Raw genomic sequence first — 14,562 nt, 5'->3', positions numbered from 1 at the left:
AAGTGCGTGACAACGGGCCCGGCTTGCCGGGCCCGTTCTTTTGACAGCCAAAGCAGGCGAGGAAAGGACATGAAGGTACGCATGGGCATGGCACTGGTGCTGGCGGCGATGGCGTTCGCCGGCATCGCCAATGCGGCGGAGCAAACCGAATCCCGGCTCACGCCGGTGATCCCGTTGCCCGCGCGCGTGGTGCCGGGCGAAGGCACGTTCCGGTTCGATGCGCGCACGCGGATCGTGGCGCGTGGCGGTGAGGAAGCCGAGCGCGTCGGCCATGATCTGTCTGACCGCATTGGCCGCAGCCGCGGTTTCGTGCCCGCGCTGGCGCGGCGCGGTGGCGACAACGCGGTGACGCTGGTGCTCGACCCGCGGGCGCCGCTGTCGGGCGACGAGGCATACACGCTGGAGATCACGCCGCGTGGCGCGGAAGTCCGCGCCCGCGCATCGGCCGGCCTGTTCTACGGCGCGGTGACGCTGTGGCAGCTGGCCACCGCCGACGGCGCACAGGGCACCGCGACCATTGCGGCGCAACGCATCGAGGACGCTCCGCGTTTCGTCTGGCGTGGATTGATGCTCGATGTCGCCCGCCATTTCCGCAGCGTCGACGAGGTCAAGGCGCTGATCGACCAGATGGCGCTGCACAAGCTCAACACGCTGCACTGGCACCTGGCCGACGACCAGGGCTGGCGCATCGAGATTCCGCGCTATCCGCGCCTGACCCAGGTCGGCGGCTGCCGCATTCCTGCAGGAGCGGCCGGGCGCAATGACGATGGCACGCCGCGGCCGTACTGCGGCTTCTACACGCAGGCGCAGATCCGCGACGTCGTTGCCTACGCCGCGCAGCGCCACGTCGCCGTGGTGCCCGAGATCGACCTGCCCGCGCATGCGCAGGCGGCGATTGCCGCGTATCCGCAGCTGGGCGTGACCGGCCAGGCGCCGCCGGTGTCGCCGGACTGGGGTGTCCACACGTGGTTGTTCAATGTCGACGACGGCACGATCACCTTTTTGCAGAACGTGCTCGATGACGTGATGACGCTGTTTCCGTCGCGCTATATCCACCTGGGTGGCGACGAATCGGTGAAGGACCAGTGGGAGCAGTCGCCGGCGGTGCAGGCGCGGTTGCGGGCACTGGGCCTGAAGGACGAAAAGCAGCTGCAGAGCTGGTTCATGGGTCGCCTCGGGCAGTACCTGCAGGCGCACGGCCGGCACATGGTCGGCTGGGACGAAATCCTCGAAGGCGGGCCACCCGCGGACGCCACCGTGATGTCCTGGCGCGGCACGCAAGGCGCGATCGAGGCGGCGCGCGACGGGCACGACGTGGTGTTGGCGCCGGCGCCGGGCATGTATTTCGACCATGTGCAGGGCGACCTCGGCGACGAGACGCCGGGCCGCCTCGGGGTGATCGACCTCAAGAGCGTGTACGCATTCGAACCCGTGCCCAAAGAACTGACGGCGGCGCAACAGGTCCACGTGCTGGGTGCACAGGCGAACCTGTGGACCGAACACCTGCGCACGAACGAACGCGTGCAGCGCGCCGCCTTCCCGCGCGCGGCCGCGCTGGCGGAAGTGACCTGGACCCCGGCCCCGCGCCGCGACTGGAACAGCTTCCTGCAGCGGCTCGCGTCGATGCGGGCGCGCTGGCTCGCGGCGGACTTCCACGCGGCGGACAGCGCGTTCGCCGTGCGCATCGCCCCAGCCCCCGCGCCATCCGGGGAGGCGTCGGTGATCCTGTCGAACCAGACCGGCTTCGGCACGATCCACTACACCACCGACGGCACGCCGCCGACGCCGCAGTCACCGGTCTATGCGGGCCCACTGAAATTGCCGGTCGCCGCGCAGTCGCTGACCGCCAATGCGTTCGCCGACGATCACGCCCTGGCCGCGCCGCGCACGTTGCGACTCGACACCCGCAGCCTGCGCGCGCGCGACAGCCAATCGCTGCGGTCGTGCAAGGGCGGCTTGACCCTGCGCATGGAAGACGATGCCCCCCGCGACGGACCGCGCGCGCTCATGACGGCCGACGTCTTCGATCCATGCTGGATCTACGAACAGGCCGACCTGGACGGGGTGCGCCGCCTGTCGGTCCGGGTGGGGCAGCTGCCCTTCAATTTCCAGCTCTGGCGCGACATCAAGCAGGTCGTCACCCGCCCCGCCTCCCAGCCCGGGGGCGCGCTCGAGGTGCGCGTCGATGGTTGCGCGGGCCGCGTGGTCGCCACGCTGCCGCTGGCGCCGGCACGGGCCACGGACGCCCTGAGCGTGCTGGACGCGCCGCTCGCGGCCATGACCGGGCGGCACGACCTGTGCTTCGTGTTCGCCTCCGGTGCGGCCGACCCGCTGTGGGCCATCGACGAGGTTGCGCTGCTGCCCTGACCGTTCGTCGACACCAACGTTTGGCAGGGTGCCGGACGTTGGTGGCGGCGGTACGATCGACACAGCAACAGGGGGCCATCCATGCGTATCCGTTTCTTTATCCCGCTCATCGCGGGCCTCGCCATCGCGGGCGCTGCATCCGCGCAGTCGCTGCCCAAGCCGGCCGAGTTCTATTTCGATGCCGATGCCGCCACGACCCGACCGGTCGTCGCCATCAAGGACACCGGCGATGCCGCGGTGCAGAAGCTGCTCAAGGCGATCGAGCGTGATCCGCACGCCAAGGCGGAACACGCCCAGCTCGCCCACCTGGCCATGGACGCAGGCCGGGTCGACCTGGGCAAGGAGCTGTACGGCCGCGCCCTGGCCCGCATCACGTCCACCGATTCGCTGTGGCGCCCGCTGCTGTGGAACTACGGCTGGGACCTGTACCGCAACGGCGACGCCGCCGGCGCGCTCGCGCAGTGGCAGCAGCTGCTCAGCGTGCGCCGCAGCAACGCCAACTGGGTGCCACCGACCCTCGCCCTCGCGCTGTGGAGCGCGGGCCACAAGGACGAGGCGGTGCAGTGGTACGGCGCGGCCATCCGCACCGAACCCCAGCTGTGGCGCGACCCGGCCAACTTCACGCGCCTGCTTCCCGACTGGCGCGACAGCGAGCACGCCACGCTGGCCGAGGTGCAGGCGGCATGGGCCGCGAATCCGCCGCAGTGGCCTTGAGGCGCTGAAGCGGGCCAGCCGCACGCGAGCTGGCGTTTCTCCCGGTCAGGGACAGGCATTCGCACGGAACACCGTGCCGGGCTAGAGTGCGGTCAGGTCGAAGGGCCGGGAGCGGCGCAGATGCGCGACGCACGGCAATGGCCAGCGCACCGAGGCGGACCGGATGCCCTTGTCGAAACTGAGCGTCATGGTGGTCGAGGATCACGGCTTCCAGCGCCGCATGGCGCTGCGGCTGTTGACCGACCTGGGCATCGGCGAGGTCAGTGAGGCCGCGGACGGCAACGGCGCCTTGCGCCTGCTCGAGAACGGCGGCGCTCCGCCCGACGTCCTGCTGGTCGACCTCGACATGCCCGGCATGGACGGGATCGAATTCATCGGCCAGGTCGCGCAGCGCCAGCTCGCGCGCGCCGTGATCGTCGCCAGCGCGCTCGATCCGGCGCTGCTCAACACCGTGCAGACCATGGCCCGCGCCTACGGCCTGCGCGTGCTCGGCAGCGTCGAGAAACCGCTGACCCGCGACAAGCTCGCGTCTGTGCTCGGCGGCTACGACGAAGAGCTGCACCCCCACGACGATGACGAAGTGATCGACGTGACCGTCGCCGCCGTGCGCGAGGCGATCGCCCGCAACGAGATCGAGCCATGGTTCCAGCCGCAGGTCGAACTCGGCAACGGCAAGCCGGTCGCGGTGGAAGCGCTCGCACGCTGGCGTCGCCGCGACGGACGGATCGTGCGCCCTGCCCATTTCATCCCGCTGGTTGAAGAGGAAGGCCTGGTGGTCCAACTCACCGACCACATGCTCGTGCAGTCGTGCCGCTGGAAGCACTACTGGGACCAGCGCGGCCTGCGCCTCAACGTCGCCGTCAACGTCTCGCCGCAGATCCTGGCCGACGAAACCGCCGCCGACCGCTACCAGGACCTCGTACGCCAACAGGGCGTCGAGCCCAACGAAGTGGTGTTGGAGATCACCGAGAGTTCGGTGATGGCCGACGCCGCGCGCGGCCTGGGCGTACTCGCGCGGATGCGACTGAAGGGCTTCGGCCTGTCGATCGACGATTTCGGCACCGGCTACTCCTCGCTCGCGCAGCTCTCGCAGATTCCCTTCACCGAGCTCAAGATCGACCAGGGCTTCGTCTCCGGCGCCCAATCGCAGCCACGCAAGCGCGCGATGATCGAAGCCAGCCTCGACCTGGCGCGCAAGCTGCAGCTCGACGTGGTCGCCGAGGGCGTGGAAACCGTGGAGCAATGGCAGATGCTCGCCGACCTCGGCTGTGGGATGGCGCAGGGGCACCTGATCGCCGCACCGGCGCCCGGCGATGAACTGCCTGCGATGCTGTCGCGCTGGCGGCGACCGGAGTTCTAGGACAGGCGCTCGGGCATGGGCTACCGGGAATTGCCGACGGCTCTCCTCTCCGCTCCGGTCGCGCGCGGTCCGGTCTGCCCGCGTCGATGAAAGCCGGCATCCGCCAACAGCTGTGGATCCTGTTCGGGCTGTTCCTGCTGACCGGTGCGACCGTGCTGGTGGTGGACGAGCTCGCGCAGTACCAGGCGCGACAATCGCTGCTCGCGCTGCGCGGCCAATCGTTGCTGGGCCTGCGCGAGATCAAGTCGGTGTCCGACGCCTACGGCCTCGAAGTCGTCGACACGACCTTCCGCACGCGCAACTACCTGATCCCCTGGGAAGAGGGCGAGGCCAGGCTCGATGCCGCGCGCGCGCGCATCGATCGCAGCTGGGCGTCGCTGGCGCAGCTGCCGCGCACGCCGGAAGAGGCCACGCACTTCCGCGCCGCCGCGAAAGAGCGCGTCGCGGCGGACGCGGCCATGGTCGAGCTGCGCGGCATCCTGGCGCGCAAGGACATCGATGCGCTCGGCCGCTTCGCCGACACGCGCCTGTACCCCGCCATCGACCCGGTGACGCTGCGGCTCAAGCTGCTGTCCGACCTTGCCACCGTCAAGGCCGATGCGGTCGTCCGTGACAACCTCGCTGCCAATCGCCGGGTCAGCGCCGTGCGCATCGGCCTGTCGCTGGCCGCGCTGGTGGTGATCGCGCTGATCGGCCGCACCGTGCTGCGCAACGCCTACCGCGGCGTGGAGAGCCTCGCCTTCATCGCCGGGCGCATGCGCCAGCACGACTACACCGCGATGCCGCCCTACCTGCCCAAGGGCAGCGAGCTGGGCATGGTGGCCGATGCGTTCCTGGAGATGCGTCGTGATGTGCTCGGCTTCGAAACCGAACTGACCCAACAGCTCGCCCGCAACGAGGAAGTGCGCGCCGAACTGGAGCGGCGCGAATTGTTCCAGCGTTCGCTGCTCGATGCCGCGCAGGTGGCGATCATCGCGATGGACGGCGAAGGCCGCTGGACCACGTTCAACGCCTTCGCCGAGCGCATGATCGGCTGGCGAGCGGAGGAAGTGGTTGGCCGCGTCCCGCGCCACGCCACCGAAGCCCGGTTGCCGGACGACGCGCCGCTGATGATGTCGAGGGCGACTGCCGAGCGCATGGCCGCCGAGGTGAGCCAGCGCCTGGGCCGCGAAGTGCGCCAAGACTGGCAGGGCATGTTCGACCTGGCCGAGCTGCAGCAGGCGCCGGCCGAAGCCCGCCTGCTGCACAAGGATGGCCACGAGGTGCCGGTGCTGCTGGCGCTGGCCGCGCTGCACGACGAAAACGGCAAGCGCATGGGCCTGATCGCGGTGGCCACGGACCTCACCGAACGCCACCGCCTCGAAGCCGACCTGCGCGCCAGCGAGGCGCGCGCGCAGGAAGCCAATCGCGCCAAGTCGTCGTTCCTCGCGGCGATGAGCCACGAGATCCGCACGCCGATGATCGGCGTGACCGGCATGATCGAGATCCTCGCCCACTCCCGGCTCGACCCCGACCAGCGCCACGCGCTGAACGTGATCCAGCAGAGTTCGCAGTCGCTGCTGCAGATCATCGGCGACATTCTCGACTTCTCGAAAATCGAAGCCGGCCGGATGGAGGTCTCGCCGAGCGTGGTCAATCTCGCCGCGGTGCTGCGCAGCACCGTGGCGAACTACACCGGCGCGGCATCGAGCAAGGGACTCACCCTCACCTGCGAGATCGACGAGCGCATCGCCCCCGCGCATCTCGCCGATGCGCTGCGCCTGCGCCAGGTCATCGGCAATTTCCTCTCCAATGCGATCAAGTTCACCGCCCAGGGCGGGGTCGAAGTCGCGCTGGAATGGCGCGGGGGCGTGCCCGCCGACGATGCGCACCCGCTGGGCGCGGACCTGCTCAGTTTCCGTGTCACCGACACCGGTATCGGCATCAGCGCGGAGGCGCAGCAACGCCTGTTCCAGCCGTTCGCGCAGGCCGAAGGCGACATCACGCGCCGCTATGGCGGCACGGGCCTGGGGCTCGCCATCTGCACGCGCCTGGCCGAACTGATGGGCGGCGTGGTGACGATGGATTCGGTGCCGCAGATCGGCACGACACTGCGGATGGCGATCACGTTGCCGCGCGCGCCGGCTTCGGAACTGCCCGTCGACAACGTGTCCGCGGGCAAGAGTGCCGCATTCACGCCGCGGCGCCTGCCGACCCTGGAGCAGGCCGAGAGCGAACGCAGCCTCGTCCTGCTGGTCGACGATCACCCGACCAATCGCCTGGTGATCACGCGCCAGCTCGCGCTAGTCGGCTATGCCAGCGAAGCGGTGGAGGGAGGCGCGCAGGCGCTCGCGCGCTGGCGCACGGGGCGCTATGCGTTGCTGCTGTCGGACGTGCATATGCCGCACATGGACGGCTATGCCCTGGCCGGCAATATCCGCAGGGAAGAAAAGCAGCGCGGGCTGCCGCGCACTCCGATCATCGCGCTCACCGCGTCGGCGCTGAAGGGCGAAGCCGAGCGCTGCCTCGCCGCCGGCATGGACGATTACCTTTCCAAGCCCGTCGCCATCGCCACGCTCGCCGAGATGCTGCAGCGGTGGCTGCCGCACACGGCCAGCGCACAGGCGGATGCGGATGTGGCCGGCAATGGCGATCTCAACGCCAGCGCCGCGCCGGCATCGGACAGATTCCCGCAGTTGGATGAAGCACCGCCGCTGCTCGACTACAACGCATTGAACGACCTGAGCGGCGGAGACGAAGCGGAAACCAGCGCGGTGCTGCGCGACTTCCTCGACGCCACCGCGCAGGACCTGGCGCAACTCGCGCAGGCACGCGAAGACGGCGACATCCGCGCGATCGCCCGCCAGGCGCACAAGATCAAAGGGGCCGCGCGCCTGGTCGGAGCGATCGAGCTGGCGCACGCCGCCGCCGAACTCGAAGCCGCCGGCCACGCCGGCGCGTGGGCGGGCATCCTGCCGCTGGTTGCGCACGTGGACACCGCGGCCGAGCGGCTGAAACTGCTGGTCGCCGAGCGCCATTCCGCCCACTGAGTGCGCTGTCACGGCCGCGCGCGGCTGCGGGCAGATCCGGCACGGACGTGGGGATTGCGCCGGCGCTACGATGCGCGCTCTGTCCCTGGGCGAACTCCCATGCGCAAACTGTTGCTTGGCCTCTTCCTGACGCTCCCGCTTACCGCCATGTGCGCCGACCGCGTTACCGGACACCCCTTCGCCACCCGTAGCGAGGTCTACGCGCCGCACGCGATGGCGGCGACCTCGCATCCGCTGGCGACGCAGATCGCCCTCGATGTGATGAAGGCGGGCGGCAGCGCCGTCGATGCGGCGATCGCGGCGAACGCGGCGCTCGGGCTGATGGAGCCGACCGGAAGCGGCGTCGGTGGCGACCTGTTCGCGATCGTGTGGGATCCCAAGGCGAAGAAGCTGTACGGCTACAACGGTTCCGGCCGTTCGCCCAAGTCGTTGACCCTGGCCGAATTCCAGAAGCGCGGACTCACCGACATTCCCTCCTACGGCCCCTTGCCGGTGACGGTGCCGGGCGCGGTCGATGCGTGGTTCGCCCTGCACGACCGCTTCGGCCGCAAGCCCATCGCCACCGACCTCGCGCCGGCGATCCGTTACGCGCGCGAAGGCCATCCGGTGCACGAGGTGATCGCCTACTACTGGGGCCGCTCGGTACCGAACCTGTCGAAGTGGCCGGGGTTCGCCGAGCAGTTCACGATTGACGGCAAGCGCGGTCCGCGCACCGGCGAGATGTGGCGCAACCCCAACCTCGCCAACACTCTGGAGAAGATCGCCAAGGGCGGCCGCGATGCGTTCTACAAGGGCGACATCGCGCGCACCATCGACGCCTACTTCAAGGCCAACGGCGGTTTCCTCTCCTATGACGACCTCGCCGCGCACCACGGCGAATGGGTCGAGCCGGTCAACACCAACTACCGCGGCTACGACGTGTGGGAACTGCCGCCCAACGGCCAGGGCATCGCCGCGCTGCAGATCCTCAACCTGCTCGAGCCCTACGACCTAAAGAAGTACGGCTTCGGCAGCCCCGAGCACGTGCACCTGTTCACCGAAGCCAAGAAACTCGCGTTCGCCGACCGTGCTGCTTCCTATGCGGATCCGGACTTCTACAAGACGCCGGTGGCAAAGCTGCTGTCGAAGGAATACGCACGTGAACGCGGCAAGCTGATCTCGATGGACCGCGCCGCCAAGGCGGTCGAGCCGGGCGTGATCCCGCAGCTCAACGAGGGCGACACGATCTACATGACCGTCGCAGACGCAGACGGCATGATGGTGTCGCTGATCCAGTCCAACTACCGCGGCATGGGCAGCGGCATGGCGCCGCCGGGCCTGGGCTTCATCTTCCAGGACCGCGGCGAGCAGTTCGTGTTGAAGGAAGGTCATCCGAATTCCTTCGCACCGGGCAAGCGTCCGTTCCATACCATCATTCCCGCGTTCGTCACCCACGACGGCAAGCCGTGGTTGAGCTTCGGCGTGATGGGCGGTGCGATGCAGCCGCAGGGCCACGCGCAGATCCTGATGAACCTGATCGACTTCGGCATGAACCTGCAGGAAGCCGGCGATGCGCCACGCATCCAGCACGACGGTTCCACCGAACCCACGGGCCAGGCCACCGCGATGAGCGACGGTGGCGAGGTCGACCTCGAATCCGGCTTCTCCTACGAGACGGTGCGCGCGTTGATGCGCAAGGGGCATTCGGTGAGGTTCGCCGACGGCCCCTACGGCGGCTACCAGGCGATCATGGTGAATCCCAACGGCGGCTACATCGGCGCCAGCGAGTCGCGCAAGGACGGACAGGCCGCGGGATACTGAGCGGATGAGCCACGAACTCCCCGAACCCGCGTGACCGACGCCGCCGCGATCGCGGACCTGTTGCGCAGCGCATGGGCGCAGTTGCGCGGCGGCCAGGTGCAACAGGCGCGACTGCAATGCGAGCAGGTCGTGCAGCGCGATCCTGCGAACTTCGATGGCTGGCGCATGCTCGCGATGGCACGCCAGGCGCTGGGCGACGACGCCGGTGCCGGCCTCGCGCTCGAACGCGCACAGGCGTTGCGTCCCGACGATCCGGGCACGGCGTTCGATCGCGGCAGTTGGCTGTTGCAGCGGGGCGACGCCGGCGCGGCGCGGCCGTTGCTGGAAATGGCCGCGCAGGCATTGCCGGCCATCGGCCGCGTCGCCTTCCGCCACGGCACCGCATGTTTCCTCGACAACGATTTCGCCGCCGCGGCCGCAAGTTTCCGGCGCGCGGTCGAACTCGAACCGCAGTGGAGCGAGGCCTGGAACAACCTCGCCGCGGCGCTGGGCCGGTTGCAGGATTACCCCGCGGCGATCGAGGCCGCGCGCAGCGCATTGCGACTGCAGCCGCAGGTCGCGGCCTCGCACCAGGCCCTGGCCGCCCTGCTTTCCAATCTCTTCGATTCCGAATCCTTGCGCGAAGGCCTCGCCGCGGCCGAGCGCGCGCTGGAGCTGGCGCCCGACCTGGCGGAGGCGCACCGCAATGCCGCCATCCTGCTGCGCAAACTGGGCGAACCGGTGCGCGCCGAAGTGCATGCGCGCCGCGCCTACGAACTGGCCCCGGGCGATGCGGACACCATCGAGACCCTGGGCGATCAACTGATGCTCAACGGTCGCGCCGGGATGGCCGCCGCGCTGTACGCGGCGGCGCGCCAGGCCGGGGTGGACACGCCCAGCGTGATCCGCCAGCACGGCATCGCGTTGCTGCGGCAGGGCCAGGCCGATGCCGCGCACGCGGCACTGGCCGAAGCGGTGGCGCGGCGCCCGGACGACCAGCGTGCAATCGCGCACCTGGGCCTGGCCTTGGCGAGCGCGGGCCAAGTGGACGCGGCCATCGATTTCGTCGGCCTGCAGCGACACGTCCATGCGATCGAACCGCCGGTGCCGGCGGGTTTCGCCAGCGCGGCCGCATTCCACCAGGCATTGGCCGCCGACATCCGCCGGCACAGCCAGCAACGCTGGGAGCCCGCGGGCCTGGCCGCGCGCAACGCCTATCTCAGCGGCGACCTGCTGGCCGACGGCACGGCTGCCATCGTCGGGTTCGAGCAGCGCCTGCGCGAAGCCATCGACGCCTTCCTGCGCCGCTGCCGCGCGCAACGCGCGGCGGGCGCCAGCGACAGCTTCCTTGCCGGCATCCCGCAGGAATACCGGATCCATGTGTGGGCAACGCAGGCGGCGCAGAGCGGTTTCATCGACACCCACATCCACGAGGATTCCTGGTTGTCGGGTGCGTATTACGTGGAGCTGCCACCGGCGATCGCCGCCGACGATGCCACCCATGCCGGCTGGATCGAATTCGGCCGTCCCTACGCGAGCCTGCCGCCGTGGCCCGAGCACGCGCTGCGGCGCGTGCTGCCGCAGGTCGGCACGCTGCTGCTGTTCCCGTCGTACCTGTTCCATCGCACCCTGCCGTATGCAGGCGAGGGCGAACGCATCAGCATCTCGTTCGACCTCGGCGCGGCCTGAGCCCGGCATGCCTGTGCACCAGGGCTGAGCACTGACCATGGCGTTCGATGCTTTCGCGCTCGTGCTCGCCATGCTGGCGCTGGGCTACGCCTTCCAGCGCCTGCGCGTGCTGCCGGCCGATGCGGCGCGCACGCTGAACCTGGTCGTGCTGTACGTGTGCTTGCCGGCGGCGGTGCTGCGCTATGCGCCGCGCCTGCACCCGGAGCCGGCCCTGCTCGGCGTGATCGCCGTGCCGTGGTTGCTGTTGCTCGCTACCGTGCCGGCGGTCGCCGCGCTGTCGCGCTGGCTGGCCTTGCGCGACGAAGAGCGCGCGGTGCTGCTGCTGACCGTGGCGTTGGGCAACACCAGCTTCCTCGGCTATCCGCTCACGCGCGCGCTGATCGGCGAGCACGCACTGCCGTATGCGGTGGTGTACGACCAGTTCGGCGCGTTCCTGATCCTGTCGACGTTCGGCCTGTGGGTGCTGGCACGCTACGGCGGCGACGCGCGGCCGACTGCGCGGGACATGCTGCTGCGGCTGGTGAAATTTCCACCACTGTGGGCCTTGCTGCTCGGCTTCACCTTGATGCCGGCGGCGCCGGCGCCCTGGATTGCCGGTGGCCTGCAACGCCTGTCCGACGCGCTGCTGCCGTTGGCGATGCTGACCATCGGCCTGTCGGTCCGGCTCACCCTGCCGCGCGAGGAGCTCAAGCCGCTCGCCGCGGGCCTGGGCTTGAAGCTGGCGTTGATGCCCGCGCTCGCCACCATGCTGGTCCCGCTGCTCGGACTGCATGGCGACATGGCACGCACGACCGTGGTGGAGTCGGCGATGCCGTCGATGGTGACAGCCGGCGCGCTGGCCATCGCTCACAACCTCGCGCCACGCCTGGCCGCGGCGATGGTCGGCTACGGCGTGCTGCTGTCGCTGATCACGCTGCCGTTGTGGGCACAGTGGAACGGATGATCCCCGGGGTTTGACGCGACGGGTCGTCGGACGTTAGATGCGCCATCTGGTCAAGCCACCGGAGCCCAAGACCGTGAAGCAGCTGTGTGCCAGCCAGAAAGGGCGCAATGAGCGCCAACCGGAGGGGGAATGACGCATCCCGAATGGTTCCAACGGGTCGCCCATGACCTGCGCGATCCGCTCTCGCCCATGCAGACCGCGGTGTACCTGCTGCGCAGCGGCGACATCAGCGAGGAGGAACGCATCCACATGCTGGAGCTGATCGAACGCCAGGGCATGCGCCTGTCCGGCATGATCGACGAACTCGGCGACTGCCTGCGCGCCGCGCGCGGCAACCTGCTGGGACGCCGCACCGAGGTCGACCTGGGCGTGCTGGCCGCGCTCGGCATCGCCAGCGCCGACGCCGCGCCCCTGCGCTGCGAGGACGGCCCGGGGCGGCTGTGCATGCTGGGCGACGACAGCCGCTTGCAGCAGTTGCTGCGCATCCTGCGCGAACTGAGCCTGTCGGCCGAGGAGGTCCTGCCGGCGCCGCTGTTCCTCGAACGCGATGGCAGGCGGGCCCGCCTGCGTCGGCGGCTGGTGTGCCCGGCGGATTTTCTCGACGAGCCCGCGCGCCTGCTCGACGGGCCCCTGCCTGCGGCGCTGGGGCAGGGACTGGGCCTGCAATTGCCGCTGGCGGCGGCCATCATCCGCGAGCACGACGGGCAGATCCGTGCCGAAGCCGAACCCGGGGGCCGCGTGGCGCTGGTCGCGGAACTGCCGCTGCTGGCCTGAACGCGCCGGCTCCTGCCGCGTGCCGACGGCCAGCCGCCGTTGTACGCTGGGGCCATCGCGCCGATGAGGGGGTTTGATGAAGACCGTTCTGGTGGCCAGTTCCAAGGGGGGCGCGGGCAAGACCACGATCGCCACCCACCTAGCCGCGCAATCGGCGCTCGACGGCCTGCGCACCGCGCTGGTCGACGCCGATCCGCAGGCTTCCTCGACGCGGTGGGCGCAGAAACGAGCCCTGGACGGCCGCGCCGGCCTCGACAGTGCGGTGCTGGCCGTCGACGGTACCCATCGCAAGGGCTGGCGCAAGCAGGTCCCCGACGACACCCAGCGCGTGGTCGTCGACGGCGCCGCCGGGGCGATGGCCCATGACCTCGAGCCGTTCCTCGACACCGTCGATGCGGTGGTCGTACCCGTGGTGCCGTCGACTTTCGACATCGAGGCCACCGTGCCCTTCCTCGATTCGCTGGCCCGTCATCCGCGCGTGCGCAAGGGCACGCTGCGCGTCGCCCTGGTCGGCAACAAGCTCAAGCCGTGGACCAACGTCTCGCAGCAGGCGCTGGACCTGCTCGCGCAGTGGCCCTATCCGCTGGTGGCGCAACTGCGCGACAGCCAGGGCTACGTCGTCACCACCGCGCTGGGCAAGACTCTGTTCGACTACCACTCCGCGCAGGTGCGCGAGCACCAGGCCGACTGGCAGCCCCTGCTGCGGTGGCTGAAGAAGTAACGGGCGGATTCCCGAGCCCATCCTCGTTTTCGAATTCCCGATCGCCACCACGGAACCCGGCCTGCCCATGCGCGAACTGATCCTGCTCCGCCACGCCCACGCTGACCCCGCTTCGCCCGGTCAGGCCGATCTCGATCGTCCGCTGTCGGCGGAGGGCCTCGCCGAAGCCGAGGCCGCGGGCCGCTGGCTGGCGGAAAACCGGCTGGTGCCCGACTGCGTGCTGTGCTCGCCGTCGCGACGCACGCGCGAGACGCTGGAGGCCGTGCTCGGCGCGGTCGGCTATGTCGACCAGCGCATCGAGCCCTCCATCTACGAGGGCACGCCGGGCGCGCTGATCACGCTCGCCGACAGCCACGCCCACTCCGAACGCTTGATGATGGTCGGCCACAATCCCGGCTTCGAGCAGCTGGCCGCGCTGCTGCACAGTGGCCAGTCCGGCGACTACCGCGGCATGCCGCCGGGCGGCATCGCCGTGCTGACGGTGCCGGCCGGTGCCTCGCTGGAGCCCGGGATCGCGCAGCTCAGCGCCTTCTGGTGGCCGTGAGCCACGGGCACGCGGCATGGGGTAGATGAGGTGGTGCATAACGGCTTTCGGCAATCACTGTTCGGCTTCCGGCAATCACTGTTCGCCATCTGCACGCTGCTCGCGCTCGCGCCGTTCGCTCCCGCCGCCGCGCAGGCACTGGATGCCAGCCGCAGCCGGTTCGACTTCGAGCTGAGCATGCGCTGGGGCCAGACCCTCAGCGGCCACTTTCCGCGCTACGAAGGCGAAGTGGTGCAGCTGCCCGATGGCCGCCACGAAGTGCGCATCCGCCTCGCCACCGCCAGTGTCGAGGTCGAGGGCTCGCCGCGTTACACCCGCTTCGCGCGCGGCGAGCGCTTCCTCGACGCCGCGCACCATCCGTGGGTGGAATTCCGCTCCGATCCCTACGCCGGCGAACTGGTGCGCAGCGGTGGCCCGCTCGACGGCACGCTGACAATGCACGGCGTCAGCCGGCGCGAGGCGTTCGTGCTCGCGCCCAGCGCCTGCGCGCGCCCGGCCTACGATTGCGACGTGCTCGTGCAGGGGCGCGTGCTGCGTACCAACTACGGCATCCAGACCTGGCGCTGGGCGCTGACCGACGACGTGAACTTCCGCCTACGCGTGCGCCTGCAGGACGTGGCCCCCAAAGACGCGGCCCCTTAG

Annotated in this window: 11 protein-coding genes; all 11 read left to right on the top strand. The window is 69.8% G+C overall.

Annotation, left to right across the window (positions count from 1 at the left end):
• Nucleotides 1–69 precede the first annotated feature (69 nt).
• The 11 genes from ACXJJ9_RS09955 to ACXJJ9_RS09905 all read left to right on the top strand — a co-directional run bounded on the left by ACXJJ9_RS09955 (nt 70) and on the right by ACXJJ9_RS09905 (nt 14,562).
• Nucleotides 70–2,367, top strand: coding sequence for a family 20 glycosylhydrolase (locus tag ACXJJ9_RS09955; protein WP_457097033.1), 2,298 nt, complete (start codon nt 70–72; stop codon nt 2,365–2,367).
• Nucleotides 2,368–2,448: 81 nt separating this feature from the next.
• Complete coding sequence (locus ACXJJ9_RS09950; protein WP_457097032.1) at nt 2,449–3,081, top strand: tetratricopeptide repeat protein; 633 nt, start codon at nt 2,449–2,451, stop codon at nt 3,079–3,081.
• A 163-nt stretch (nt 3,082–3,244) separates the two neighbouring features.
• Nucleotides 3,245–4,441: an EAL domain-containing response regulator gene (locus ACXJJ9_RS09945; protein ID WP_457097031.1), complete on the top strand. Its 1,197-nt coding sequence runs from the start codon at nt 3,245–3,247 to the stop codon at nt 4,439–4,441.
• Nucleotides 4,442–4,527: 86 nt separating this feature from the next.
• Nucleotides 4,528–7,470, top strand: a complete 2,943-nt coding sequence (locus tag ACXJJ9_RS09940; protein ID WP_457097030.1) for an ATP-binding protein — start codon at nt 4,528–4,530, stop codon at nt 7,468–7,470.
• A gap of 99 nt (nt 7,471–7,569) precedes the next feature.
• On the top strand, nt 7,570–9,270 hold the full coding sequence (ggt, locus tag ACXJJ9_RS09935) for a gamma-glutamyltransferase (RefSeq protein ID WP_457097029.1): 1,701 nt from the start codon (nt 7,570–7,572) through the stop codon (nt 9,268–9,270).
• 30 nt (nt 9,271–9,300) lie between these two features.
• Complete coding sequence (locus ACXJJ9_RS09930; RefSeq protein ID WP_457097028.1) at nt 9,301–10,938, top strand: putative 2OG-Fe(II) oxygenase; 1,638 nt, start codon at nt 9,301–9,303, stop codon at nt 10,936–10,938.
• Between the two features lie 37 nt (nt 10,939–10,975).
• Complete coding sequence (locus tag ACXJJ9_RS09925) at nt 10,976–11,881, top strand: AEC family transporter (RefSeq protein WP_457097027.1); 906 nt, start codon at nt 10,976–10,978, stop codon at nt 11,879–11,881.
• A 129-nt stretch (nt 11,882–12,010) separates the two neighbouring features.
• Nucleotides 12,011–12,655, top strand: a complete 645-nt coding sequence (locus tag ACXJJ9_RS09920; protein ID WP_457097026.1) for a histidine kinase dimerization/phospho-acceptor domain-containing protein — start codon at nt 12,011–12,013, stop codon at nt 12,653–12,655.
• Nucleotides 12,656–12,731: 76 nt separating this feature from the next.
• Nucleotides 12,732–13,376, top strand: a complete 645-nt coding sequence (locus ACXJJ9_RS09915; RefSeq protein ID WP_310054763.1) for a ParA family protein — start codon at nt 12,732–12,734, stop codon at nt 13,374–13,376.
• A 67-nt stretch (nt 13,377–13,443) separates the two neighbouring features.
• Nucleotides 13,444–13,920, top strand: coding sequence for a SixA phosphatase family protein (locus ACXJJ9_RS09910; RefSeq protein WP_310054762.1), 477 nt, complete (start codon nt 13,444–13,446; stop codon nt 13,918–13,920).
• 33 nt (nt 13,921–13,953) lie between these two features.
• Nucleotides 13,954–14,562, top strand: a complete 609-nt coding sequence (locus tag ACXJJ9_RS09905; protein ID WP_457097025.1) for a YceI family protein — start codon at nt 13,954–13,956, stop codon at nt 14,560–14,562.

Source organism: Lysobacter sp. P5_B9 (assembly GCF_054049835.1).
The sequence above is the reverse complement of the archived record's forward strand: the minus strand, read 5'-3'. Positions and strand labels throughout refer to the sequence as shown.

Coding starts and splice junctions, on each gene's coding strand:
- ACXJJ9_RS09915 (WP_310054763.1), top strand. CDS start 12,732: ATGAAGACCGTTCTGGTGGCCAGTTCCAAGGGGGGCGCGGGCAAGACC.
- ACXJJ9_RS09950 (WP_457097032.1), top strand. CDS start 2,449: ATGCGTATCCGTTTCTTTATCCCGCTCATCGCGGGCCTCGCCATCGCG.
- ACXJJ9_RS09955 (WP_457097033.1), top strand. CDS start 70: ATGAAGGTACGCATGGGCATGGCACTGGTGCTGGCGGCGATGGCGTTC.
- ACXJJ9_RS09940 (WP_457097030.1), top strand. CDS start 4,528: ATGAAAGCCGGCATCCGCCAACAGCTGTGGATCCTGTTCGGGCTGTTC.
- ACXJJ9_RS09925 (WP_457097027.1), top strand. CDS start 10,976: ATGGCGTTCGATGCTTTCGCGCTCGTGCTCGCCATGCTGGCGCTGGGC.
- ACXJJ9_RS09910 (WP_310054762.1), top strand. CDS start 13,444: ATGCGCGAACTGATCCTGCTCCGCCACGCCCACGCTGACCCCGCTTCG.
- ggt (WP_457097029.1), top strand. CDS start 7,570: ATGCGCAAACTGTTGCTTGGCCTCTTCCTGACGCTCCCGCTTACCGCC.
- ACXJJ9_RS09945 (WP_457097031.1), top strand. CDS start 3,245: ATGCCCTTGTCGAAACTGAGCGTCATGGTGGTCGAGGATCACGGCTTC.
- ACXJJ9_RS09920 (WP_457097026.1), top strand. CDS start 12,011: ATGACGCATCCCGAATGGTTCCAACGGGTCGCCCATGACCTGCGCGAT.